The sequence below is a fragment of the Psychrobacter sp. TB15 genome, assembly GCF_000511655.1.
GTDB classification, from domain to species: Bacteria; Pseudomonadota; Gammaproteobacteria; order Pseudomonadales; family Moraxellaceae; genus Psychrobacter; species Psychrobacter submarinus.
In genome coordinates, this window is record NZ_AYXN01000012.1 from 90,044 (window position 1) to 116,169 (window position 26,126).

Consider the following 26,126-nt stretch of genomic DNA (forward strand, 5'->3'; position numbering starts at 1 on the left):
AATAATATGTGGGATGAACGCTACAGCGAACCGGGCTTTGTTTATGGCACTGAGCCTAACGATTTTTTAAAGGAAGAATACAAGCGGATACCTGCAGGCGGGCGTGTCTTATGCCTAGCAGAAGGCGAGGGCAGGAACGCTGTTTTCTTAGCCGAGCAAGGTTATGAAGTGACCGCTATGGACTTATCTGAAGTTGGGTTACACAAAGCGCAGCAATTAGCCACTGATAAAGGCGTTACTATCCGCACTCAAGTCGCTGATCTGGCTGATTATGAGTTTGGAGTCAATAGTTGGGATGCTATCATCTCCATTTGGGCGCACGTTCCTGAAGCGGTCCGTCAGCGAGTTCATGCGCAGATAGCCACATCTTTAAAGCCGAACGGAGTATATTTACTCGAAGCTTATACTTATGAGCAAACCAAGCTGGATGCGGTTGGTGGACCGCCTGCTGACCAACCAGATCGTTTTGGCTCATTAGTAGCTCTACGAGCAGAGCTTGCGGAGTTAGACGAAATAACAGGAGTAGAAAAGCAGCGCATGATATTAGAAGGGACACGTCATCAGGGGCTAAGCGCGGTAGTGCAGTTTATCGGTAGAAAAAAACAGTCTTAAGGGATGTCATAGTCAACTGATTATTTAGCAAATATTTCTGCCAAAAAAAGGTGATAGATTTAGTATCTATCACCTTGTTTATTTTTGAACAGAGTCTTTGCGATTACATCGTGCAGTTTACGCTGTATTCTTTACCATTAGCGAGCTTCGCGCTGATGACACCGTAGTCTGCTTTTGTCTGCCACTGTAGGTTCATCTTAGGATTGTCATTATTAACATAGCGCGTGCCAGAACCAGATACCGCTTGCGTCATGATAACTTTTTGATTGCTAATACCGAATTTTGGCATAGTAATGTTTAAGTTAGCAGCGCTACCATCTGCAGCATAGGCAGCGGTAACTTTGCCATTGCCTTCACACGTATAAGAATTGACGACTTGGTTTGTAGCACCTGTCTGATCGCTTCCCACGAATGGATTGTTGGCACAAGCAGCTAGAGCTAAAACCGCTGGCGTTAATACTAATAATTTTTTCATAATTGTCCTCAAGAAATTTAAGAATGAAGTGTTTAAATGCCAACGAGTATCCTACACTTTAATAAAACTATTCTCGTTATCATTTGATACCTGTCTCGTAACCATCGTATTTCAAAGTGTATAAGTTTAAATGTTAAACGAGCCAGGCTTGGATAATTAGGCTCCGATTATGACTCTACAATGACAGCAGAGTCGTTATAGTTATTAGGCTTTTTATTCAGCACGAATACTAATACTGCTCCTAGAATAACGATACTTGCGATAATAAAGCGTAAGCTCAGAGTTTCTGACAAAAACAAAACACCTGCTAGTGCTGCAATTATCGGTACACAAAGCTGCACCACTGCCGCTTGAGTGTTTTTTAAAAAGGGCATAGCCACATACCACATACAGTAGCCGAGGCCAGAAGTAATCGCGCCTGATATTACTGCTAGCACCACGCCTTGCATACTTATCCCAGCCCAATGGCTGATAGCGACTATCAACAAAAAAGGGATAGCGACTAGGCTTCTGATAAAATTAAACCCCGTAGCTCGTAGCGGCGAGAGACAAGCTTTGCCGCGTATACTATAGATGCCCCAAGCTATACCGCTAAGTGCCATAGTCAGAGCGCCTGTAAAAGAAGGTATGGCTGCTGAAGGGAGCATCAAATAGACAAAGCCAATCAGCGCGCAAGCTAGCGCGAGCCACTGCAGTACAGTTAATTGCTCCTTTTGGTAAATACCCCAACCTATCATCGTCAGTTGCACAGCAGCAAATAATATGAGCGCCCCAGTTCCGGTATCTAGATCCACATAAGCAAGCGAAAAACAAAGCGCGTAGACCACTAAACTGATACTACTAAGCCAGCTGCCTTTATCTGCTAAAATAGCAGCAACAGCAGCGTTATTATTGTCAGTGTTAAAGTCGCTGTTAAAAGAAGTCGCGGTTTGTGTCTGATGTTTTAGACGATGAGTATGAAAGATTATGATAATACCTAAACAAATAGCGCCGCTCAGTAGTCGTAAAATCGTAAAGTTCCAAGGATCGATAGCATCTTCCATCAATGCCATTCGGCATAGTAGAGAATTGGTAGCGAAAGCTACAAGGGCAATAATAGTATAGAAAGTAGCTGTCAAGAGAACCCTTTAGAATTAGAGTATTAGGGCGTGTTGAACATTCAACCATGGCACTGCCTATTTGTGAATGTTCAACACGCCCTATAAATAATGGCATTGATTAATGCTTTTTGGTGTCGCCTACGATTTTATCCATGAATGCAAACAATAAACCTGAGAGTACAAAAGCCATGTGAATAATCACTTTCCACATGAGCTTATCAGCATCGAGATCACTCATCTTGCTAGATATATCCATAAATGACTTGAGAAGATCAATGGCTGAGATAGCAACTATCGCGCCTATTACTTTTAGCTTTAGGCCTGAAAAGTCCACTTTTCCCATCCAGCTTGGACGATCGTCGCTTGTGCCCGTATCGATTTTGGAGACAAAAATCTCATAGCCGCTAAAGATAATAATGAGCAATAAACTAGCTACCAAAGAAATATCAACTAGTACCAAGATATCTACAATAACATCAGATACTGGGGCGTCTACTACATAAGTCATCATTCCTACTAGCTTTTGTACGAACTTAATAAATAGCAAAAAGATACCTATTACTAAGCCTAAATAAAACGGTGTCAATATCCAACGACTATTGAAGATGGTCTTTTCTAAATAAAATTCAATTTTTTTTATCATTGAGGCCTCTTTAGTGTTAAGTCAAGCGATCTTATACCAGTCAATTTTACGGGTCATTACCATCACGCAGGCAAGTAGTATAAAGCAGAAGACCGCACCTAACAGTAAATTTAGATCTTCAGTGGTGAGAATGCCATAAAAGGCGGCGTAGAGACCGGCTAAGATAGCGGTAAAGATAACCGCTCGCCTGACGCCGCCGAGCACATAATAAGTGTACCAACCGATCAGCCCAACGCAGCTACTACCTGCAATAGCATAAGCTTGCCAAAAAGCGATTTGCTCAGCTAATGGTAATAACAAAACGTAAAAGGTCAATAGCGCGCAGCCTACTAACAAATACTGAATCGGATGGATGCGACTCGATTTAATCACTTCAAATAAAAAGAAAGTGCCAAATGAGATCAAAATTAATAGTAGAGCGTATTTCATGGTACGTTCTGCTTGCAAATAGACATCGTTAGGTTCTGCGAAACTGACCCCAAAGCTATTAAGACGCACGCTATTTAGGTTGCCGTGATTGGTGCTACCTATGCTACCGGCAGCTTCTTGTACGACGACTGCTGCCGCCTCATAATCAGCATGATTGCCATTGTTTAAGCGCGCTCTGCTATCAACGGTGCAGCTATTGTTTGCCGTGCTCAAGCACTGCGATAAATATTGATTATTAGCCACAGTCAGGTACTGGTTTTGCCAGTTAGCAGTAAATCCCTCAGCACTAAAGTCTTTAGTATTCGGCAAAGCTTTACCTATAAAGTTTGGTGCATGCCAGTTGCTTTGCATACTCAGCTCAAAGTTTGAGCCGGTAGGGACTGTGTTTAGGTTACTAATACCGGCAAGCGGTAAATCAATAGTAATATCAACAAGGAACCATTTATGGATTGGGCGAGTATTTTTATTTATGATACCACGTGGGCATTTGTCCTAGAGATATTGGTACGTGTGACTGTGATGTTTGTACTGATTATTATGTTCTTGCGCTTTACGGGTAAGCGCGGCGTCCGTCAGTTATCTATATTTGAGCTGACTATCATTTTGTCATTAGGCTCTATCGCTGGCGACCCGATGTTTACTGAGGATTTACCGATCATCCAAGCGGTGCTGATTATGAGTACCGTCATCTTGCTGTATCGCTTGTGTACGTGGGCGATGATGAAGTTTCAGCCGTTTGAAAATTTGCTAGAAGGAAGATCGCTGTATATCGTAGAAGATGGGATGCTGGTGCTCGACAAAATCAAAAAAGGCAAGATGTCGCACGATGAGTTTTTTGCTGAGATGCGTCAGCAGGGCGTGGAGCATCTAGGGCAAGTGCGTACCGGCCTGCTAGAAACCGATGGCAATTTTAGCGTCTTATTATACCCACCTGAGCAAACAGGCTACGGTATGCCGCTTTTTCCTAAGCAGTATCAGCCAGTGGAGCAGGTAGAGTCAGGCGTGCATTATGCTTGCATGTACTGCGGTTATATCGAGCATATCACAACCCCTAATCAAATATGCTCGCGCTGTCAGAATAACTGCAAAAACTGGGCAAAAGCGCTCAATAGCCAGATTGTCAGATAAGCCATACCAGTCATTGTTTTTATTAAAATAGCCTAAGCAAAATTTTACACACAATAAAAATTGTTTAACCACTCTGCTACCTGTATAACACGAGTCTGTCTACCACCACCAATACGTCTAAATGACTTGTGATGAATACTAAGCTGATCTGCAAAGTAGCGGCTAATCTCATCACGCTCATGCGGCGCATCACGCAAATCATCGGCGACCCACGGCGTATCGACCTCAGTCAGTAGTATCAGGTCATAATGATGCGCCAGTGCCGCCTGAGTCAGGGCAAGAGGACAGTCACCATAGTACCAGTTTGAATAAACCATTATCTCAAAGAGACTAGTATCACAAAATAAATAGCCTTTGTTGGTATGGTTGGTATGCACGGTTTGCGCGACTTGCTGAGCGAGTTTATTTTCAAGCTCGATTTGACCTTGGGCTATAGGAAGTAAGTCCTGCCAAGTGCAAGTGGCCTGCTGTTGGTTCCATTTGTCTTGCAAGTAGTCACGCATATATTCAGGCACCCACGCACTAGTCCCTTGACGACTGAAATGCTCAGCCAAATCCTGACACAAGGTTGTCTTACCGGTACTCTCTGCACCTAAGATAGCAACAGTAAAGACTGAATCAGGCGTATGCTGTCTTAACTGTGGATTGACTGCGATAGCGTTGTTGCCATTCATAATAAGCCCAAATTGCAATGAGTGTGAAAATCACGTATTGAAACGCGGTAAAAGTAAAGCCTTTATAAAAGTATAGCGGTACGGAGATGGCATCGGCGACGATCCACAATAGCCAGTGCTCAATTTTGCGTCGTGCCATCAGCCACATTGCCATCAAAAACAGCGCTGTGGTGAGCATATCGGTATAATCTACCCAAGTGAATAGATGAAGGCCTAATACGACGCCATCGAAGCTGAAGTTATTATTAATAACAGGCCGAAAATAATACACTAGCGCCACAAAGGCGATAGTTGCTACTGCTAAAAGCGCTAATATCGGCAGATCCTGTTTATTAATACGCTCAACTTGTACCTCAGATTGTATCTCGGAGCCAGACTGAATGTTTTTTTTGGCACGGTTCTGAAGTTGTGCTTTATTTTTTGTCCAGTTAAACCAGCCATACAAGCTCATGACAGTATAATAGGCATTGATAAACATATCGCCAAACAACTGCCACTGCCATAGCAAATAAACAAAGATCGCCGTACTGATCAGACCGATAGGGAAGACTAAGACATTGAGTCGACTCGCCAGCAGCACACTTGCAACCCCGCAGCTGACGGCGATGAGCTCTAGACTGATAAATAAGGTGGAGTAGTCCGCATATTGACCAAAAAGCCAATTAAAAAGTTCTACCATCAGGGTTTCCAGTAGTATAGTCGAGTTGAGTCAGTATCAAGGGGGAGGTTCAGTTGCTCTATTATAGCTCAGCTGAAGACAAGAGTCGGGCAAAACCTAAGGTTACATCGCAGTTAATAGTTATTTGTAACAAACTATTAGCAAAATTATAATATTCAGGCATAATAACAATAACCGTTTTAGTTTACAGTTATTCACTGAAATAAGAGTTATGCAACAGCCACTTCTTATTTTACCCATTTTACGCTTATCAAAGACACCTAGTAGTAGACAAGGAAGCTTATCATGACGACTTGTATCACCGGCACTGGCCTGTATATCCCTCCCTATAGCATTAGTAATGAAGAGCTAGTTGAGTCCTTTAACCAGTATGTAGAGAACTACAACGAGCAACATGCTGACGAGATTGCTAATGACACTATCACGGCCCTTGAGCCTTCATCGGCTGCATTCATCGAAAAAGTCTCAGGCATCAAATCCCGTTATGTGATGGAAAAAGATGGCATCCTTAACCCTGAGATCATGGCGCCCGTTATCCCTTATCGTAAGCTTGGCGAAGAGCTATCGGTTATGGCAGAGATGGGCGTGGCGGCATTGAATGATGCCCTAGCGGACGCTGGACTTGAGGCGAATGATCTAGACGGTATTATTCTAGCCTGTTCGAACTTTCAGCGCACTTATCCTGCCGTCGCCATCGAGATTCAAAACGCTATCGGCATGGTAGGCGGTTTCGCTTATGACATGAACGTCGCTTGTAGCGCTGCTACTTTTGGTCTGTCACAAGCGCACGGCTCAATTATCTCAGGACTGGCTAAGCGCGTCGCCGTCGTCAACGTCGAGATTACCTCAGCGCATCTGAACTGGCGTAACCGTGACAGCCACTTTATCTTTGGTGATGTGGCAACCGCTAGTATTGTTGAGGAGTTAGACACCCCTAAAGGCTATGAGATTCTAAATTCTAAGCTATTTACCCAGTTCTCAACCAACATCAAAAACGAATACGGCTTTATGGATCGCTCCGAGTACTTGGCGGCTGAGACTGAGATGTATCCAGATCTTAAAGCACCGGTTACAGATAAGCTGTTTTTGCAAAACGGTCGTAAAGTCTTCCGTGAAGTTTGTCCGAAAGTGTCGGAGATTATCACCGAACATCTAACAGAAAACGAGCTATCAGCGGATGATGTGAAGATGATGTGGCTCCACCAAGCCAATGCCAATATGCTTGATTTAATCTTGCGTACTGTCGTTGGGCGTGATGCGGACAAAGCCATCGTGCCAAGTGTTATCGATGAATTTGCTAATACCAGCTCAGCAAGCCCGATGATTGTTTTCCACCGCTATAAAGATCAGCTACAATCGGGCGATTTGGGCGTCATCTGCTCGTTTGGCGCTGGTTACTCAATCGGTTCGGTACTGGTGCGTAAAGTGTAAAACGTAATTAAGCTTAGTAAGCCTACTCAGTTTAGTACTTATATTCTTAAAAATAGCTAAGAGCACTCTTAGCTATTTTTTTTGGTTTTAGCTTTAAACAAGAAGATTACTGAGTGTTTTTAATATAAGGGTAAAAATTTGCTATAATTGCTCTCTTATTTTACTTAGCTAATAAAAAGATCTTTTATGAAAGAATCCTTACGCCTGCGTTTAGACCAAATGGTAGACCGTTATGAAGAGGTCACCGCTTTATTATCTGACCCTGATGTCATCAGCGATAATAATAAATTCCGTGAGCTGTCGGTTGAGCATAGCGACTTGATGGAAATTACGACTTTGTGGCTCAATTATGGCCGTGCTGAAACGGATCAAGCTGATGCGCAAATGATGCTTGAGGATGCATCAGACCCTGAAATGAAAGAGATGATGCAAGATGAGATTGATAGTGCTCGCGCCGCCATCGCCAAGATGGAAGAAGATCTCAACGTCATGATGCTACCAAAAGACCCTAATGACAAAGTGCCCGCGTTCCTAGAGATTCGCGCTGGTACTGGCGGTGATGAAGCGGCTATATTCTCAGGCGATCTGTTTCGCATGTACCAAAAATACGCACAAAATCAAGGCTGGACTGTCGAAGTGCTGTCTGCTAATGAAGGTGAGCATGGCGGTTATAAAGAAATCATTAGCCGCATATCAGGCAATAGTGTCTATGGTCGTCTAAAGTTTGAATCAGGCGCGCACCGTGTACAGCGAGTACCTGAGACCGAAAGCCAAGGCCGAGTGCATACCTCAGCGTGTACGGTAGCAGTGATGCCAGAGGTTGAGATTGATGACAGTGTCGATCTTAATCCAGCGGATATTAAGATGGATACGTTCCGAGCTAGCGGCGCCGGTGGTCAGCACGTTAACACTACTGATTCAGCAGTACGCTTAACTCATATTCCTACTGGGGTAGTCGCCGAGTGTCAGCAAGAGCGAAGCCAACATAAAAACCGCGCTAAAGCGATGCAAATGCTGATCTCACGTATTCAGCAAGCCAAAGTACAAGCACAGGTCGATACGGCAGATGAGATGCGCCGCGACCTTGTTGGTAGTGGCGATCGTAGTGAGCGCATTCGTACTTATAACTTCCCGCAAGGGCGCATGACCGATCACCGTATTAACTTGACCCTTTATAAGCTAGACTCCATCATGGAAGGTGATTTAGATGAGCTTTTAGATGCGCTACTACGCGAGCATCAGGCTGATCTGATGGCGAGTATTGGCGGTGAGTAGTACCATCCTATTGTCTATAAGCTAAGTGATAAGCGCAGGCTAGGTTTTATCCTAGTGTTTTTCAAGCAGTGCTTTTTAACTTAACCGTTTTAATCTAGTGTCATAGTGTTAGAAGTGTCCAACAAGAACAAAACCCATCAAATTTGAGAATGTTATGTCAAAAAATAATCAAAACCAACAAGAACAAGCGCCTACTGCTGAGGAAGCTAACGAACTTATCGCGCAACTGCAAGCTAAGCTTGATGATATTAGCGCTTCTGGTAAGACCCCTTATCCCAATCAGTTTAAGCGCACTGACTATGCACAAGATTTGCAAACGGCCTTTGAAGGCATTGATAAGCAAGAAATAGAAGAAAAAGCGGCGAATGGAGAGAAGACGCAAGTGAATGTTGCAGGACGCGTCATGCTCAACCGTGGCTCGTTTATTGTTATTCAAGATATGACAGGCCGCATTCAGCTTTATGTCGCTCGTAAAGAGCTAGATGAGGAGACGCGCGCCCGCATAAAATCACTAGATCTAGGTGATATCGTTGGGGTGTCAGGCTATATCGGCCGCTCAGGTAAAGGCGATCTTTATGTACATATCGAAGAGTTTACTCTACTTACCAAAGCGCTACGACCAATGCCGAATAAATTTCACGGTCTCGCTGATATTGAAGCGCGGTACCGTAATCGTCATTTAGACTTGATGACCAATGAGTCGACGCGCGATACTTTTATGATTCGCAGCCAAGTGATTAGTGGTATCCGCCAGTTTATGCTGAATGAGCGTTTTATGGAAGTTGAGACGCCAATGATGCATCCGATACCAGGCGGCGCAGTAGCCCGTCCGTTTGAGACTCATCATAATGCTTTAGATATGCCATTATATCTACGTATCGCTCCAGAGTTATATCTCAAGCGCCTAGTCGTTGGCGGTTTTGAAAAAGTCTTTGAGATTAACCGCAGTTTTCGTAATGAAGGCGTATCGACTCGTCATAATCCTGAATTCACCATGATTGAATTTTATCAAGCTTATGCTGATTATCATGATCTAATGGATTTGACCGAGCGTTTATTCCATAAGTTAGCGATTGATATTTTGGGTACTACTGAGCTGACTTATCAAGACGAAGCCATTAGTCTCAAAGCACCGTTTGCGCGCTTATCGATGTCTGATGCGATTGCTCAATATGCCGAAGGCTTTGATATGGCTCGTATCGATGATCGTGACTATCTGGCTGACTATGTCGAAAATACGTTAAAACAACCGGTAAATGACGTCTTTGGTGTTGGTAAACTCAAAACTATCGTCTTTGAAGAAACTGCTGAGCATCAATTGCGTCAGCCGACTTTCATTACTGAATATCCAGCAGAGACCTCACCGCTGGCACGCCGTAATGATGACAACCCTGAGATTACTGACCGCTTTGAGCTGTTTATCGGTGGCCGAGAATTGGCGAACGGTTTTAGCGAGCTGAACGATCCTGCTGATCAGGCGGAACGTTTCCGTGGTCAAGTCGCTGAAAAAGACGCGGGCGATGATGAGGCGATGCATTTTGATGAAGAGTATATAGAAGCTTTATCCTATGGTTTACCGCCAACGGCAGGCGAGGGTATTGGTATCGATCGTTTAGTGATGCTATTTACCGACTCAGCTAGCATTCGGGATGTAATACTGTTCCCGCATATGCGCCGCAAAATCGAAGACTAGTCTGAGATAAAGCCCGTGAAGTTAGGTGCGTAACGCGTTGCTTATTAGACATTAATCTACTATAAGGTTTAATTAACGATATAATAATCGTTAGTTTCTAAAATTTAGTTTCTAAGAAGTGCTTGTGATTAGTCATTTAGGAATGTATTCGATACTACCTTATGCTCCTTAGTTACAAGCAGCAGTCACAAGTAGCGATTTTAAGGATGTTATTTATAGGGATATCATTTATAGGAATATTATTTATAGGAATATTATGGAAAATTCGCATAGCGCTTCACCTTGGCAAACTCTGATTCTTCAAAGCTTTTTATCTTTATATCAAATCAGTGCTAAAAACACGACTAGTAGGGACTATTTTCAAGGCTATGACTTTGTTTTTGAATTCTCCGAAGCGGTGCTTTATGTATTGGTGAATGAAGTCATCGCTGAGGTCAGTCAGTACGATATAGACGCCTCGCAGGTAAGAGTTTGGAGAAAGGATGTCGTTAATCAGTTGATGAAGCGCCATGCGCAGGTCTACTCAAGCAACCATAGTCTGATTGATAGGCAAAGTCCTGCTAATGCAGACAAAGCCGTATACTTTATCGGTTTAACGTCCTTGGCGATTAAGCATTCAAATAATCAAAGCCGCGCCCAAGCCAATAGCTCGTTACATGATGTGCAGTACGAGTACGGTAGTCAGTTCTTTGCAGAAGATTGTGTATTAGATCTGGATGATGAAAAAAGTATTCTACAGATATTTAGTCTGCAAAACTTTAGTAAAATATTAAGACAACTACAAACTCCTGCTGATGTTACGGCGTTTTTACAGTTTCATCGAAGTCATCTGACAGCGATGCAATCTTTTGACGATGAGTCGACATTGTTGGGAGGGTTTTTACAATCATCAGACTTTTATAAAAAAGCGCTACAAGTACAACAGCAGCTAGTAGATAACAACCTATTAGAGCAGGTAGAGCCACGCTTACTAGAGATAATGCACGCTTCGACACCCGCGTCTATTGAGAAAGTATCAGCCGATATCATTAAAAAGTCGGACATGTGGTGTAAGCTTTTTAATAGCCTTGTGCAGCGCTACTATGAAGCAAGAGCACCTCTGCCCAAAGCACAAGTTGAATTACTAGTCGATGAGTCTCTCTATACTTGTGCCAGTTTAGTCGAGCGGATATTAGACTATAAGTATAAGGATGCGCAATCGCGTTGGAATGGTTATATCGATCATCAGCCTTCTTACAACCGCTCTAGCTGTCACTATATGCTGGTGTTTTACGCGCAATACGAAAGTAGCCCGCTTAGCGCCAATAAGGTTCGTAGCAACTACCAAGATTTATTAGCAGAGCTCAACGCTCATCTACAAGAGCCCATAATGGAAGATTTATTCTTAATTGGAGTCGAGCACAGAGACTCTAGGGATAGCGTAAACACTGAAGTTATGATTGATATTTTCTATCAAAGTGGCTCTGTTATCAATGCAGAAATGCAGCGCTTATATGAGCAATTAGCTGAGCTCAAATCACAGTCTTGATAGCTGTCACTGACTCAATCATTGACTTGCTCTAGGTAAGCACTATAAACAACGACTCATCGGTACTTTCGAACGCTCTATAGTTTTTTGCTAAAAAACAGATATTCTTTCAAATAGGAAGGACTAAAACAGGCATTAGGCGTAGAGGATACTAGAAAGATGCATTACTAGAAAAATAGTATCGATACCGAGCTCATCCTTTTGTAATAAACCTCTGTACCCCTTATTTAGCACTGCTATATTGGCAACTATTATGACGCAACAGTATCAAGTTTTAGCCCGAAAATACCGCCCTAAAAACTTCCATGAGCTTGTAGGGCAAACCCACGTCTCGCAGGCATTGATTAATGCGATTGACTATAACCGTCTGCATCATGCTTATTTGTTTACTGGTACTCGCGGTGTCGGTAAAACTACAATCGCGCGCATTTTATCAAAGTGCTTAAACTGTGATACCGGCATTACTAGCACACCTTGCGGAGTATGCGACAACTGTGTGGCCATCGATCAGGGCCGCTTTATTGATCTAATCGAGATAGATGCCGCCTCTCGTACCAAGGTCGAGGATACCCGTGAGCTATTAGATAATGTGCCTTATGCACCAAGCCAGGGACGCTACAAGGTTTATCTTATTGATGAAGTGCATATGCTATCGACGCACAGCTTCAACGCACTATTAAAGACCTTAGAAGAGCCACCTGAGCACGTCAAGTTTTTACTTGCGACCACTGACCCGCAAAAGCTGCCAGTCACTATCATCTCACGCTGCTTACAGTTTGTGCTTCGACCCTTGCCGCAGACTTTGCTTAGTGAGCATTTGGCTAAGGTACTCACTCAAGAGCAAGTGGCGTTCACCCAGCCAGCGCTTTGGCAGTTGGCAAGCGCGGCAAAGGGCTCAGTGCGTGATGCTATGTCGTTGACCGATCAAGCGATTGCTTTTGGGCAAGGCGCGCTTGATGATGAGACGGTCAACGCTATGCTTGGCTTGATTGATGCTGCAGACTTAGTGCGCTTAATAACAGATATCTATCATCATGACAAGTCGGCAGTAGCTGCACACATTGAGCAGATGCGCGCGCAAATGGTTGACGCTACTAGTATGTTCGATGGATTGGCTGAGCTGCTACATCAATTGGCGTTGACTCAGCTGTTGCCTGAGGTGGCTCTAAACGTTAATGAGACACAAGCGCAAACGATCAACGAGTTAGCGCAGCGTATTAGCCCTGATGTATTACAGCTGTATTATGAGATTGTGGTGCAAGCTCGTGAAGGTATTAAGCTTGCGAGCACTCCTATGCAAGCGCTTGAAATGTGTATTTTGCGCCTGCTGGCGTTTCGTCCGCTGCCGACTGATGAAGTAGTGATACCTAGTAATAATGATGATGAGACTGCGACGGCTTCAATGCCCTCAGTAGATCATATTGTCACCTCAAATCAGAACTTAACGTCCTATGAGATCGAGCATAAGAGCGCTCTTCATCCAAGCGATGATGAGCAAGACCTCAAAAACACTAACACTGAGAGTCAGTCTGACTATGAGCCAACGTCAGAGCAAAAACAATATATAGATGACGACCCTGTTGACGTTGCTCAGCCACTAATCGCAACCTCTAGTGAACCTGAACCTGAACCTGAACCTGAACCTGAACCTGAACCTGAACCTGAACCTGAACCTGAACCTGAACCTGAACCTGAACCTGAACCTGAAATTCAATCAACACATGATCAGGAACAAGGGTTCGATAACGCAGCGGTTGAGATTAGTGATTCGTCAGTAACTGCTGCTGAAAAAGAGAGTCAGGCTGCTGCCCAGCTACAGCCTAGCGCTAATCTTGAAGCTACTGAAGGCTTACAACAAACCAGCTCGCAAAATATTCAACATTCCTCTCATTTAGCAGTCGATGATCCTAGAGCATTATTGCGCTGTGCACCGCAAGAATTAGTCGGCGAGTGGACGCCTGAGAAGTGGGACTACTGGTTACAGACGGCGCGCGAAGAGGGTATTCTAGCCTCAGATGAGCTCGCTTTAGCTCGTCAAGGTATGATGACGGGTCTGTGTGATGGTCCATCTGCTTTTGTGACTAGTATTGATAGTAAGCATTTGCAAGCTACTTTTCAGCAGCTGGCGGCGACGTTGAAACAACAGTTTACGCAAGCAGATATCAGTTTAGAGATAGACGATAGTGCCCAGAAAACTGCAGACAAGACGCCTGAAAGTCGCCAGAAGTTACGACTGGAGCAAGCAGCACAAAGCGCACAAGAGCTACTATTAGCGTCGCCAGTGATGCGCTATTTGACTGAGCGCGGCGAAGGCAAAATGGGTAAGGTGAAGCTCACCTAAGTTGGAAGATACACTGATATGATTCTCATCAAGAGACAAGCTCAATAAATAAAGATAACTTAGTCAATGTGCTAAATGCTATTTTATCGATATATAGCATATTATCAAAATATGCGACTCATTAAGTGTACGCTTTAGATATATTAAAGATAGGTAAAGTTTTTTTAATTAGTTATAATGGTTAAGTTATATTAAAAATTAAAAAAGAGTTTAGGTGACAATATGTTAGATAATTTGCGCGGTATGGCTGTGTTCGCGAGTGTGGTCGAGCACGGCTCTTTTAGTGGTTCAGCTCGGGAGCTTGGGATTACCACTAGTGCCGTCAGCCAACAGATACGTTCTTTGGAAAATGAGCTGGGCGTAGTGCTACTACATCGATCTACTCGTAAGCTGAGCTTAACGGAGGCGGGCGAGAGCTTTTACGAGTCAGCAAAAGATGTCGTGAGTGCCGCTGAGCAAGGCCGTATCAAGGTCAATCAATTACGCGATGAGCTGGCTGGTAGCTTGCGTATTGCGACCACGCCTGAGCTTGGCGTGCACCATATATTGCCGGCGTTATCGACTTGGATGGCAGCTCACGATGATTTGAGTATTACCTATCTAGCAGATAACCGCTATGTGGATATGATTGATGAGCGCATCGATATCGCTGTGCGTATGAGCCCAAGTATCGATAACTCTGCGCTGAGCAGTCACCCTTTATCAGATGTGCGTCAGCTACTAGTGGCCTCACCGCAATACTTGCGTCAGCACAAAAAAATAGAGAGCCCAAAAGATTTAGCCGATCATCAGCTCATCTGTATCGATATTATGCAAGATGCAAGCTATGTTGAGCTATCAAAAACAGAAACCAGTAAAAAAACGCGTATCAAAATGGACTCGCGTATTCATACCAATAACGTTTTTATGGCACTAACTTTGGCAAAAGAGGGTCATGGTATCATCAGAATTATGGAGATGGATGTTAAGCGTGAGCTTGAAAACGGTAACTTAGTAGAAGTATTAACTGGCTATCAATTACCAAGTTTTGTACTGTACGCGGTGACCTTGAATCGCGAACAGCAGCCTGCCAAAATTACTCGCTGCTTAGAGGTATTAAAAAAGTACTTTCATGCCAGTTAATAGGCTTTGAATGGCTTATCATTTTAACTATGCCATCTCGTTTAATTAGTACGCTTATAGAGTTAAAAAGCCTTTAGAGCTATGTCATCTAAAGGCTTTTTTTTAATTCTGTTTTTTAAGGTTTCAATAAAAGCTTAGCGTTAAAGTCGCGGTTTTAATAAATTATGCAGACGCTCAACCACTTGCGTGCTTTCACAACGGCTGATGTTGAGTGGCGGCAGTAAACGAATGACATGACCGCCAGTGACGTTGATGATAAGCTGCTGCTCATCGCGAGCAAGATTAACCAGTTGACTACAATCCGTATCTTCTGGCAAAACGATACCGATCATCGTGCCGGCGCCGCGCGTGGTAACACCGTATTGCTGCAACTCACTAGCTAAGCTGTCGCGAATAAACTGACCTTCAAACACAGCGTTGTCCATTACGCCGCTATCAGATAACACCTCGTACACGCTATGGACGACGCGGCTTGCTAGCGGAGTACCGCCGTAAGTAGAGCCATGGCTGCCTGCACCGAATAAGTCTTTAGCTCGGCCACGTACCAAGCAAGCACCTACCGGAAAACCATTGCCTAAGCCTTTCGCTGTGGTTAATACGTCAGGACGCGCTTTACTGTGCTGATAAGCAAAATATTTGCCAGTACGGCCATTACCTGTTTGTACTTCGTCGAGCATAAAGAGCCAATCGTGAGCGTCACATACCGCTTGCAGCTCTTCTAGATAAGTAAAGCCGTTAGCCGCAGTATTAAGGCCGCCTTCACCTTGAATGGGCTCTACCAAGATAGCGCAAATCTCGTCATTGTCGCTAGCGGCTTGTCTGATAGCTTCGATATCACCAAACGGCAACCGGATGAAGTCCTCATCTAAAGTAAAGAAGCCTTCACGTGCCTTTGGATTAGCTGTGGCAGACAAAGATAGTAAGGTACGACCATGAAAGGAGTGTTCCATGACGATAACTTTAGGGCGTTTAAAGCCTTTATTATGTGCATAAAGTCGTGCCATTTTCAGTGCCGCTTCATTAGCCTCAGCGCCACTATTAGCAAAGAACACGCTATCCATCTGCGCCGCTGTACACAGCGCTTCACCCGCGCGCTCTTGCCAATCGATACCGAATAGGTTACTGGTATGCATCAAAGTGGCGGCTTGCTGCTGAATGGCTTCGGTGACTTTTGGGTGACAATGGCCTAAACCACAAACGGCAATACCGGTCAGCGCATCTAAATAAGGGGTATCGTCCTTTGTATAGAGCCAACTGCCTGACCCGCGCATAAAGCTTATCGGTTGACGATTATAGGTAGGCATCAGATAAGTCGCTGACATACGGACATCCTTAAAATATAAATGTGAGAGGGTAGGTTCTGGGGTGATTTGTTATAATAATGGGCTCAATTGTTAGGTGCTACCATACTGACCACAAAACGTTAGCGTTATAATTCATCAGAAAATGGAGTGGACTCAGCGGGTAAAGTGTATTCTTCACTGGCCCAAGCGCCTAAGTCAATGAGCTTACAGCGCTCACTACAAAAAGGCTTGGATTTATTATCTTGCCAAGCTGTGAGGGTGCCGCAGCGCGGGCAAGGATAGCTTTTTGGTGGGGTAGTGTCAGTCGTGTCAGTCATAAGCACAGGGCAACTTTTTAGATTTTAATAAATAACAGCCGTTATAATAGCATGTGCTTTATAAAAGACAACGCAGACTAAGGCGCAAATGCCAAAAATAGAGGCAAAAAACCTAAAGAGAAATCAAGCAAGAAATAACATAATACAGCGAACTCAAATAGCCTAAGCAAAAAAGAAATTATGAAAAATATACATCACGCACAAAGAGAAAATAATGACTAACGAAAAACATTTATCACATAAACAAAGCAGACCCTTCCAGCCTACAAAATTATCAAAACCGCGTAACTTTGTTATACCTGAGATACTAACCAACAAGCAAAAGAGTAGCCCACCTATCGTTATCGAAATCGGGGCAGGGAAGGGTATGCACGCGCTAAGCTTTGCTAAGAAAAACCCTGATAAACATTTGATTGCCATTGAACGTACGCGTAATAAGTTTGAGGCTTTCTCTAAAATAGCTGAGACGCAGCAGTTAGCAAACCTTACTCCTGTCCACGCCGACGCAATCGCTTGGATAGTGCAAGCAATAGCCCCTAACAGTATCAGTCAAATATACTTACTCTATCCCAATCCTGAGCAGCATAACCCTAATCAGCAGTGGTTAAATATGCCGTTCTTTGAGTTCTTACTATCACGCTTGCAAACCGATGGCAAGATTGTGTTAGCAACTAATATAGAGCAGTACATGGCCAATGCACAAGAGCAGGCCGGCACGCTGTGGTGTCTACCCAACACAAGAGCAGAGGTTCCGGCAAACAGTCAGCGTACGCATTTTGAGATCAAATATCTAGCTCGTAAAGAGACGTGTTGGCAGTTGACTATGGTTAAGCCTAAGGGTTATCAAACTAGGTTCGATACTTGGCAAGTGAGCTAACTTTATTAGCACAAAGGGGGCGAAAAAAGCAGAGATAGCGTCAATGGAGAGGCTGTCACACATAGATTGTAGATATAAAATAGCCTAAGCAAATAATAATAAATCTTAAAAAACCGCCCCTAAAAAAAGGGCGGTCAAAAATCTGGCTTATTTTTGCACTATAAAAATGGCTTAACCAGTTTATCAGAATCAGTATGAGCATCCAAAACCGTTAAAAAAGTATAAGCACCAATAAACTTACGGCTAATAAACATAAACTCTTTGGGTGGCAAATTAAACTCAAAAGACTGCATAGCAGTAGTAGCGGCGGCAGAGATGCGCGAGTGTAGCTTACTGTTGGACCAAATATAGCGCTGATTATCATCTAAGACTTTAGTAGGGATGTCTGGATTACTTGCCGTATCGCTAAAGGGCTCGGTAGCTAATAAAAATATATTAGCAATATCAGAGCTGACTTTTTGGCTCATGGTATCAAAGAACTCATAGCCTGTCATAGCGTTCATCATCGCTTGGTGATCATGATAATAACCCGCCTTTAATAAGCCATGAGCAATCGTTAATAGCTCATAATCGAACTGGCGAATGGCTCCAAAGTCGAGCAGTACCAGCTTATCAGGCTCATCCATGCTATCGCTAATGCGTACTAGATAATTGCCAAAGTTCGGGTCGGTTTGCATCTCGCCCCATACAAATATCTCTTGCATCATAATCTCGATAGCTGCTTGGCCTATAGCATTACGCCGCTCAGCAGATAACTCTTTTAGTCGTACAGAAGTCACTGGAACGCCGGACTCATAAGACATACATAATAAGCGCTGACTTGAGAAGTCGCGGTATATCTTAGGCACAGCATAACGCGGGTCATCTTGTAGCCGCCCATAAAAACGCTCAGTGGTCGCCGCTTCGATATTATAATCAACCTCAACGTGCAGTAGATCTCGAATCTCTTCAAACCAAGTATCTAAAGCACGAGTTTGCGGTACGGCATTACTCACTTTTAGCAAGCGTTTGAATAGCGCTAAGTCTGAGTCGATAGCATCGGCAACGCCTGGATACTGAATCTTTAATACCACCTCTTCGCCAGTCGCTTTTATGGTAGCGCGATGTACTTGGGCGAGGGAAGCGGTACCAATAGGCACTTGATCGATATCAAGCTCATTGAACTTTTCGCCTAAAGTACGGCGTAAAGTTAGCTCAATTCCTGGCCATGCTAAGGTTGCTGTATCGTCGTTTAAGGTTTGTAGCGCGCGAGTAATCTCAGGAGGTAGAATATGCTCACCATACAAAGCTAGCATCTGTCCGATCTTGACTACTGAACCCTTAAGCTTACCAAGCTCTTCTGCCACATAGTTAGCTTGTGCTTCCATAAACACTTGGTTGCGCGCCGAGCGAGCTTCTTTACCCAAAAACATGCCAGACACACTATTACCTGCCCAGCGGCGACCAATATTCAAAGAAGTCTTAGCAATAGACATCCGACGCTCAAACCCAGAGGTTTTTAGGTTATCAATTGACTGCTTATTATTAGTAGGTTTATACACATCATTTGCCATAAATATAATCATTCACTAGGTTAATAATGATTTGTGGGTGCGCCGCTATGAATGCAAGTCAAAAACCTTACGAGTGCACAAAATTGTATCACAGCAGCACAACCTTGCCGACAATAAGGGTGTGGCCACTTCCCAGCAAGCATTTATTGTTTATTTTGAGCTAGCTTTAGTCTTCGCGAGCAATCGCTTGATAACCAATATCACGGCGATAATGTGCACCCTCAAAGCTAATAGCGCCTGCGACGCTCAATGCTGCTTGTTGTGCATTTAAGATGCTATCAGCGAGCGAAGTCACACAAACAACACGACCGCCATTCGTGACAATTTCTTTATCGCTATGACTTTGAGTATTGATATTGATATCTAAATTTTCTACTTCTTTAGTAAAATCAGTCCCCGCATGAAATACTTTTACAGACTGCTGATCGTCAAGCTCAGGTAGGCCTGATATTACATCGCCTTTGGATGACGTTTCTGGATAGCCTTTTGAGGCGATAACGATACCTAGAGCAGGGCGCTCATCCCAATTCGCCTCTTTTGGTAGCTGACCTGCTAGCCCTGCTGTCACTAAATCTACTATTGATGATTGCAAGCGCATCAGGATAGGCTGCGTCTCTGGATCGCCAAAACGGCAGTTGAATTCAATGACGTAAGGGTCGCCTGCATCATCAATCATTAAACCTGCATATAAAAAACCAGTATAAGGGTGGCCAGCGGCATTCATCGCATCAACGACCGGCTGAATGACCTGCGTTATAACTTTGTTATGGACCTCATCGGTGACGACCGGTGCAGGAGAGTAAGCGCCCATACCACCAGTGTTCGGGCCGGTATCACCTTCAAAGGCACGTTTATGATCTTGGCTAGTGGCCATCGGCAAAATGTTGTCGCCATCAATCATACAAATAAAGCTGGCTTCTTCGCCTTGCAAAAATTGCTCAATAACCACGCGGCTACCGGCATCGCCAAACTTATTATCAGCTAGCATATCATCAATAGCTACATGGGCCTGCTCAGTAGTCTCAGCGACGATAACGCCTTTACCTGCGGCAAGGCCATCGGCTTTGATAACGATAGGCGCGCCTTGTTCGTCGACATAAGCTTTGGCACTGGCTGCATCCGTGAAGCCTTGGTAAGCTGCCGTCGGAATATTGTTGTTTTGCATAAACTCTTTGGCAAAGGTCTTTGAGCCCTCTAGCTGCGCGCAATAAGCAGTCGGCCCCCAAGCTTGCACGCCTGCCTTGCGGCAAGCATCGATTATACCAGTCACTAAAGGCGCCTCAGGGCCAACGATGACGATATCGATATCATTATATTGACAAAACTCTATAACGGCGCTGTGCTCATTATCAGTGTCTTTATTATCCAAAACGATATTTTGGCATTTAGGCTCCAGCGCCGTGCCTGCATTACCTGGTGCGACATAAACGGTCTCAACATTGTTATCTTTGGCACACTGCCAAGCCAATGCATGCTCACGTCCACCGGCACCTATTACCAAAACCTTCATCATACGTTTCACCTTTATATCGATTTAATCGACTATGTTGTTTATTGAATGCGTTTATTGAGTGTTGTTATTGTCAGTTCTTAATGACGATCAAGCATCATGGCTTATGTATAACTCTGCAAGCCCGCCTCATTTACTATGGCGTATTCTAACAAATAATTTGTATGAATTGTTATGAGTATAAAACCCACCGCGAACGCAAAAATAAACTCTGCTGAGCGCTAATAGTAAGTAGTGACTGGCTCATCTTTCAGTCTTGACTTTAAGCTCAGTGGTCTCATTAGCAAAGGTTATTAACGACTGCTTAATGCATGAAATAATGTTGAACGCTACAGCTGAGCGCATAGGTGCGTTACACTTCACTAAATAAGCGCTTTAATAAAGACAGTAACGTCATTACTCATTCTGAGTCGTTAGCCGTATTCAACCATACTGGCTCAAAATACATAAAACCGAAAAACACCGTGATAAACAAAATCTATAATAAGGAAAACGCTATGCCAAACTCTTTGAGTATCAGTAAAGAGGATATTAGCCAAATCAGTGACATTGCCACAAGTTATGTGCAAAAGGATAAGTCACTGGTAGAGCCGTTTATGCAAAGCTACTATCGCACTTTGCATCACGAAATCGCTGATCAGATTGACAATGTCGATCTAGCCGGCATGGCACTACACCACTTTATCTTGTTGAAGGCTTATAAAGGTGACAAACCGCAATTAAAAATACTAAACCCTATTGCCGAAGAGCAGCATTTTCATAGCTCCCATACCATCATTCAGATGGTTGCCTATGATCGCCCCTTTCTGGTGGATACTATCTTGATGAGTCTTGAGGCTCAAGGCATAAACGTACACCGCACCTACAATACGATCATAAGTGTAGAGCGCGATGACGACGGTCATATTACTCAAATCGATAGCGCCACTGAGAGCGCAACCTCGCATCTATCACTGATCCAATGCGAAATTGCTTATCAAGACGATAGCGAATTGGCGGATCTACAACAAATGCTGCTAGAGAAGGTGGATACACTAGATACGGTAGTTGGCGACTGGCAGCACATGCATGAGCGCCTAACGCAGATAAAAAACGAGCTATCAAAACAGACTTTGCCTGAGGTGTTTTACTCGCAGCAAGAGATTCAAGCCTTTTTGGATTGGATATTAGATGATAATTTTATATTTTTAGGCTACCGAGAGTATCGCTTAGAAAAAGAGGGGATGAATGAGGTTAATAATGAGGATTTGAATCTATACTCTATTGGTAACAGCGGCCTTGGCTTATTACGCGGCAGTAGTGAAGATAGCTTGTCGGAGAGTTTTAGCCAATTGCCAACAGAGCTCAAAAAGCTGCTAACAGGCCCGAGGGTACTAATGCTATCAAAATCAAGCCACGTCTCACCTGTTCATCGTCCGGTCTATATGGATTTTTTGGGTATTCATAAGTTCGATAGTCAAGGCAAACTCATTGGTGAGTACCGCTTCATCGGCCTATTGACCTCACAAGCGTATCAACTAACAGTCAACAACATTCCACTACTGCGCGAAAAAGCCAATAAAATCATGGCAATGACCTCCATTCCTAAAGACGGTCACGCCTATCATAAGATGACTCATATCATCAACACCTTACCGCGCGACGACTTGTTTCAAGCCAGCGTCGAAGAGCTGTATCCGATGGTGACAGGCATCTCACAACTGCAAGATAAAAAGAGCCTACGTCTATTTAGCCGCGTCGATCACTATCAGCGCTTTGTCTCTTGCCTAGTCTATATTCCAAGAGACAAGTTCAATACTGAGCTACGGATTAAAGTACAAAATGTGCTAAAAGAAGCTTATGGTGGCACCTCATCTGGGTTTACCACTGAGTTTAATGAATCCGATCATGCCCGCGTTCATGTGCATGTTCGCACAATCCCAGGACAAGTTAATGAGGTTAATACTAGCGATTTAGAAGCAGAGCTCACCGGATTGATGCAGTCATGGAGCGATCATTATCAAAAAATGCTACTCGATAACGTCGGTGAGCAACAAGCCAATGCGCTCATGCGCCAATTTCTAGCGTTTATACCAGCTGCTTATCAAGAGCGTTTTGATGCGCGTACCGCGGTTGAGGACACTAAACGCTTGCAGCGTCTGATCAGCATGACAGATGATGAGCCAATGATTTGGCATTTATATCAGTCTACTGGCGATGCCAGCAATCAGCTGCATCTAAAACTTTATGGCCATCAGCAGCCTGTTATTTTATCAAAGGTATTACCCGTACTAGAGAATTTTGGTGTATCGGTAGTCTCCGCTCAAACTTATGAGTTTGATCTACCTGAGCAGCCAATCTGGATGCAAGAGTATGAGCTGACGCTCGAGCATGTCGATACCGTCGATATGCGCGTAGTCCGCGATCAGTTTGAAGATAGCCTGCAGCAAATATGGACGGGGAGAGTGGAGAGCGATCCCTTTAATGAGCTCGTGCTCATTACCGAGTTAGATACCTATGATGTCGTTGTTTTACGGGCGCTTTCAAGTTACATGCGTCAGGCGAAAGCGCCATTCTCGAGCAGCTATATTCAGCAGACCGTCGTCAAATATAACGCTATCAGTGTCGCTTTAGTTAAGCTCTTTGATGCGCGTATGAATCCTAGGCACAGTGAGGACAGCCGCAAGGAAAAAACCGCGCAAATTCAGCAAAACATCCTTGAGGACTTGGCTGCAGTTGATAGATTGGATGAAGATCGCATCCTGCGTTGGTACTTAGACTTAATCAACGCTATGGTTCGTACGAACTTTTATCAGGTCGATAGCGAGGGCGGACGCAAAGATAGAGTGTCGTTCAAGTTTTTCGCGGCAGATATCCCTAATCTGCCGAAGCCGAAGCCGATGTATGAGATATTTGTCTATTCACCAAGAGTCGAGGCGGTACATCTACGCGGCGGTAAAGTTGCCCGCGGCGGTCTACGTTGGTCGGATCGCATGGAGGATTTTCGTACTGAAGTGCTTGGACTGGTCAAAGCCCAAATGGTCAAAAACGCAGTTATCGTACCAGTAGGCTCGAAAGGCGGCTTTATCGTTAAGACCAAAACGATGGCAGATGGCCGCGAAGCTTTTCAAGCTGAGGGTATCGCTTGCTACCAGACCTTTTTGCGCGGGATGTTAGACGTCACTGATAACATCGTTGATGGGCAAATTGTCCCGCCAGCCAATACTGTTCGTCATGATGACGATGATCCGTATTTAGTAGTGGCGGCTGATAAAGGTACCGCCAGCTTCTCTGATATCGCCAACGCGCTATCTAGCGAATATAACTTTTGGCTTGATGATGCTTTTGCTTCAGGCGGCTCAGTCGGTTACGATCACAAGGCAATGGGCATTACGGCACGCGGCGGCTGGGAGTCGGTCAAACGCCACTTCCGTATGCTAGGTCAAGACATCCAAAACCGCGACGACTTTACGGTAGTTGGTATCGGTGATATGAGTGGTGACGTCTTCGGTAACGGTATGCTGCAATCAAAACATACTAAGCTTGTCGCCGCCTTTAACCACTTGCATATCTTTGTCGATCCAAGCCCTGATCCCCAAAGCTCTTATGCCGAGCGAGAGCGTTTATTTAATACGCCGCGCTCGACTTGGGATGACTACGACAAGTCGCTCATAAGTGCCGGCGGCGGGGTGTTTGCGCGTACCGATAAAACCATCGCCATCACCCCTGAGATGAAAGCGATATTCGCTATTGAAGACGATAGCTTAGCGCCTAATGACTTTATCAGTGCCTTACTACGAGCACCAGTCGATCTCATTTGGAACGGCGGTATCGGCACTTATGTCAAAAGCGCTAATGAGAGTCATGCCGATGTCGGCGACCGCGCTAATGATGCCGTGCGAGTCGATGGCGGAGAGCTGCGCGCTGCAGTAGTCGGTGAAGGCGGTAACTTAGGCTTCACTCAGCAAGGACGTATCGAATACGCGCAGACGGGCGGGCGCATCTATACTGACGCTATCGACAACTCAGGCGGCGTCAACTGCTCGGATCATGAAGTGAATATCAAAATCTTGCTCGGTAAAGTGGTTGAGCAAGGCGATATGACCTTAAAGCAGCGCAACGAGCTGTTAGAGTCGATGACTGATACCGTAGCGCAGTTGGTATTGCGTCAAAACTATCTTCAGCCACAAGCGCTTGAGCTCAGTCAAATACGCGCCGCTGATAATCTGAGTGATCATCAACGCTTCATTCAGCTGTTAGAGTCTGAAGGTCGTCTTGATAGAGCGATTGAATATCTACCCTCTGATGAAGAGATTGCCAAACGGCAAAAAGTCAATACCGGTCTGACCAATCCTGAACTAGCAGTGGTTATGGCTTATGGCAAAATGTGGGTCTATGATCATCTGCTATTATCGGACTTGCCTGATGCGCCATATTTCGTCAATGAGTTGCGTAAGTACTTCCCTGATGAGCTGGTCGGACGTTTCTTCGATGAGATGACAGAGCATCGTCTAAACCGCGAGATTATCAGCACTTATCTGACCAACAGCGTGGTCAATCGTTTGGGTATCGAGGCACTGTTCCGTCTCTTCGAAGAAACAGGGCAGACGCTCGCCACTATCATTCGTGCTTATGCGATTACTCGTGAAGTGTTCGAGGTAAAAACAGTATGGCAACTGCTTGAATCGCTTGATAATAAAGTCGATGCCAAGCTGTTATTAAAGCTTGAGCTGCGCTTACGTGATGCCTTAGAGGGCGGCGTAGTGTGGTTTATCAATGCCTTTGGACAAGATCTGCAAGTGGCTGATATGATCGAGCGTTTTGGCAATAGCGTCGCACAGCTCACCAAATCAAACGGCTTTATTGAGCAGCAGTTTGCTCAGTATCTACAAGACGATACGGAAAGCCTCACCGCTGATGGCCTTGAGGACAATGATGCGGCGTTATTTGCTATCTTGCCTTATCATGTTGATGCCTTAGATACTGCCTTACTCGCTGAAAAATATGAGCGTTCAGTAGAAGATATCGCATCCTTGTACTTTGAAGCTTATCAAGTGCTACAGTTTGATTGGATGATGGATCATATCGCCACTCTGCCGCAGCAAGACTACTGGGATCGCCGTGCCCGCCACGCGCTCGTCAATGAGCTGACACGTAGTTTGCGTCTGCTTATGAATGCGCTGTTGTCAGAGCCTGATGCCAAAGGCGCTTTTGACGAGTGGATGTCACGTCATGAGAATGCACTCAGCGCTGTCACAACTGAGATGCAAAAGCTAGATAACAATGATAGCGTTATTAGTCTGTCCACGCTGTCAGTGCTGATGAGCGAGCTGAGCAGTCTAGTCAGTAAATAAACAATCAAATCATCAATGGTATAGAAAAAAGCCACCGCTTATGAGCGGTGGCTTTTTAATAAATAGTGTTTGGTTATTTAACGAGAACTACAACCAGATGCT

The 26,126-nt window shown here is 44.4% G+C and carries 20 protein-coding genes; 10 read left to right on the forward strand and 10 right to left on the reverse strand.

What is annotated here, in order from left to right; genetic code table 11:
* The first annotated feature begins 6 nt into the window (after positions 1–6).
* On the forward strand, positions 7–612 hold the full coding sequence (locus W234_RS0102040) for a class I SAM-dependent methyltransferase (protein ID WP_025644259.1): 606 nt from the start codon (positions 7–9) through the stop codon (positions 610–612).
* Between the two features lie 103 nt (positions 613–715).
* Here W234_RS0102040 and W234_RS0102045 read toward each other — a convergent pair whose 3' ends face one another.
* The 4 genes from W234_RS0102045 to W234_RS0102060 form a co-directional block, all read right to left on the reverse strand.
* A complete protein-coding gene (locus tag W234_RS0102045; RefSeq protein ID WP_025644261.1) occupies positions 716–1,087 on the reverse strand; it encodes an MliC family protein in 372 nt (123 codons plus the stop codon).
* Positions 1,088–1,254: 167 nt separating this feature from the next.
* Positions 1,255–2,205 carry a DMT family transporter gene (locus W234_RS0102050; protein ID WP_025644263.1) on the reverse strand — a complete coding sequence of 317 codons (951 nt, stop codon included), beginning with the start codon at positions 2,203–2,205 and terminating at the stop codon, positions 1,255–1,257.
* Positions 2,206–2,305: 100 nt separating this feature from the next.
* Complete coding sequence (locus W234_RS0102055; RefSeq protein ID WP_025644264.1) at positions 2,306–2,830, reverse strand: TIGR00645 family protein; 525 nt, start codon at positions 2,828–2,830, stop codon at positions 2,306–2,308.
* A 21-nt stretch (positions 2,831–2,851) separates the two neighbouring features.
* Positions 2,852–3,733 carry an inner membrane CreD family protein gene (locus W234_RS0102060; protein ID WP_084212600.1) on the reverse strand — a complete coding sequence of 294 codons (882 nt, stop codon included), beginning with the start codon at positions 3,731–3,733 and terminating at the stop codon, positions 2,852–2,854.
* Here W234_RS0102060 and W234_RS0102065 point away from each other — a divergent pair.
* Positions 3,704–4,387, forward strand: coding sequence for a DUF421 domain-containing protein (locus W234_RS0102065; RefSeq protein ID WP_025644268.1), 684 nt, complete (start codon positions 3,704–3,706; stop codon positions 4,385–4,387). The two genes, W234_RS0102060 and W234_RS0102065, sit on opposite strands and share 30 nt — an antisense overlap.
* Before the next feature lie 44 nt (positions 4,388–4,431).
* On the opposite strand, the gene W234_RS0102070 is transcribed toward W234_RS0102065, so the two are convergent.
* Both W234_RS0102070 and pnuC read right to left on the reverse strand, forming a co-directional pair.
* On the reverse strand, positions 4,432–5,061 hold the full coding sequence (locus W234_RS0102070; RefSeq protein WP_025644270.1) for an AAA family ATPase: 630 nt from the start codon (positions 5,059–5,061) through the stop codon (positions 4,432–4,434).
* A complete protein-coding gene (pnuC, locus tag W234_RS0102075) occupies positions 5,006–5,740 on the reverse strand; it encodes a nicotinamide riboside transporter PnuC (RefSeq protein WP_025644272.1) in 735 nt (244 codons plus the stop codon). Before pnuC ends, W234_RS0102070 begins: the two co-directional genes overlap by 56 nt.
* A gap of 285 nt (positions 5,741–6,025) precedes the next feature.
* Between pnuC and W234_RS0102080 the strand changes: the two genes are divergently transcribed.
* The 6 genes from W234_RS0102080 to W234_RS0102105 all read left to right on the forward strand — a co-directional run bounded on the left by W234_RS0102080 (position 6,026) and on the right by W234_RS0102105 (position 15,130).
* The gene (locus W234_RS0102080) at positions 6,026–7,171 is read left to right on the forward strand and encodes a beta-ketoacyl-ACP synthase III (protein WP_025644274.1); all 1,146 of its coding nucleotides are present in this window, start codon (positions 6,026–6,028) and stop codon (positions 7,169–7,171) included.
* A 186-nt stretch (positions 7,172–7,357) separates the two neighbouring features.
* On the forward strand, positions 7,358–8,446 hold the full coding sequence (gene prfA, locus W234_RS0102085) for a peptide chain release factor 1 (protein WP_025644276.1): 1,089 nt from the start codon (positions 7,358–7,360) through the stop codon (positions 8,444–8,446).
* 154 nt (positions 8,447–8,600) lie between these two features.
* The gene (gene lysS / locus W234_RS0102090; protein WP_025644278.1) at positions 8,601–10,139 is read left to right on the forward strand and encodes a lysine--tRNA ligase; all 1,539 of its coding nucleotides are present in this window, start codon (positions 8,601–8,603) and stop codon (positions 10,137–10,139) included.
* Between the two features lie 256 nt (positions 10,140–10,395).
* On the forward strand, positions 10,396–11,667 hold the full coding sequence (locus W234_RS0102095) for a hypothetical protein (RefSeq protein ID WP_025644280.1): 1,272 nt from the start codon (positions 10,396–10,398) through the stop codon (positions 11,665–11,667).
* 253 nt (positions 11,668–11,920) lie between these two features.
* The gene (gene dnaX, locus W234_RS0102100) at positions 11,921–14,008 is read left to right on the forward strand and encodes a DNA polymerase III subunit gamma/tau (protein ID WP_025644282.1); all 2,088 of its coding nucleotides are present in this window, start codon (positions 11,921–11,923) and stop codon (positions 14,006–14,008) included.
* A 222-nt stretch (positions 14,009–14,230) separates the two neighbouring features.
* A complete protein-coding gene (locus tag W234_RS0102105) occupies positions 14,231–15,130 on the forward strand; it encodes a LysR family transcriptional regulator (protein ID WP_025644284.1) in 900 nt (299 codons plus the stop codon).
* A gap of 140 nt (positions 15,131–15,270) precedes the next feature.
* Here W234_RS0102105 and W234_RS0102110 read toward each other — a convergent pair whose 3' ends face one another.
* Positions 15,271–16,452, reverse strand: coding sequence for an aspartate aminotransferase family protein (locus tag W234_RS0102110; protein ID WP_025644286.1), 1,182 nt, complete (start codon positions 16,450–16,452; stop codon positions 15,271–15,273).
* Positions 16,453–16,559: 107 nt separating this feature from the next.
* Positions 16,560–16,751, reverse strand: coding sequence for a DNA gyrase inhibitor YacG (locus tag W234_RS0102115; protein ID WP_025644288.1), 192 nt, complete (start codon positions 16,749–16,751; stop codon positions 16,560–16,562).
* A 214-nt stretch (positions 16,752–16,965) separates the two neighbouring features.
* Here W234_RS0102115 and W234_RS0102120 point away from each other — a divergent pair, with 214 nt between their 5' ends.
* Positions 16,966–17,628 (forward strand): DUF938 domain-containing protein, encoded by a 663-nt coding sequence (locus W234_RS0102120; protein WP_025644290.1) that lies wholly within the window; start codon positions 16,966–16,968, stop codon positions 17,626–17,628.
* Between the two features lie 158 nt (positions 17,629–17,786).
* On the opposite strand, the gene W234_RS0102125 is transcribed toward W234_RS0102120, so the two are convergent.
* Positions 17,787–19,181 (reverse strand): ABC1 kinase family protein, encoded by a 1,395-nt coding sequence (locus W234_RS0102125; protein WP_025644292.1) that lies wholly within the window; start codon positions 19,179–19,181, stop codon positions 17,787–17,789.
* 166 nt (positions 19,182–19,347) lie between these two features.
* Positions 19,348–20,691 (reverse strand): phosphoribosylamine--glycine ligase, encoded by a 1,344-nt coding sequence (gene purD / locus W234_RS0102130; RefSeq protein WP_025644294.1) that lies wholly within the window; start codon positions 20,689–20,691, stop codon positions 19,348–19,350.
* 497 nt (positions 20,692–21,188) lie between these two features.
* On the opposite strand from purD, the gene W234_RS0102135 reads away from it, so the two are divergent.
* Entirely contained in the window at positions 21,189–26,024 is a 4,836-nt protein-coding gene (locus tag W234_RS0102135; protein WP_025644296.1) for an NAD-glutamate dehydrogenase, read from the forward strand.
* Positions 26,025–26,126: the final 102 nt, after the last annotated feature.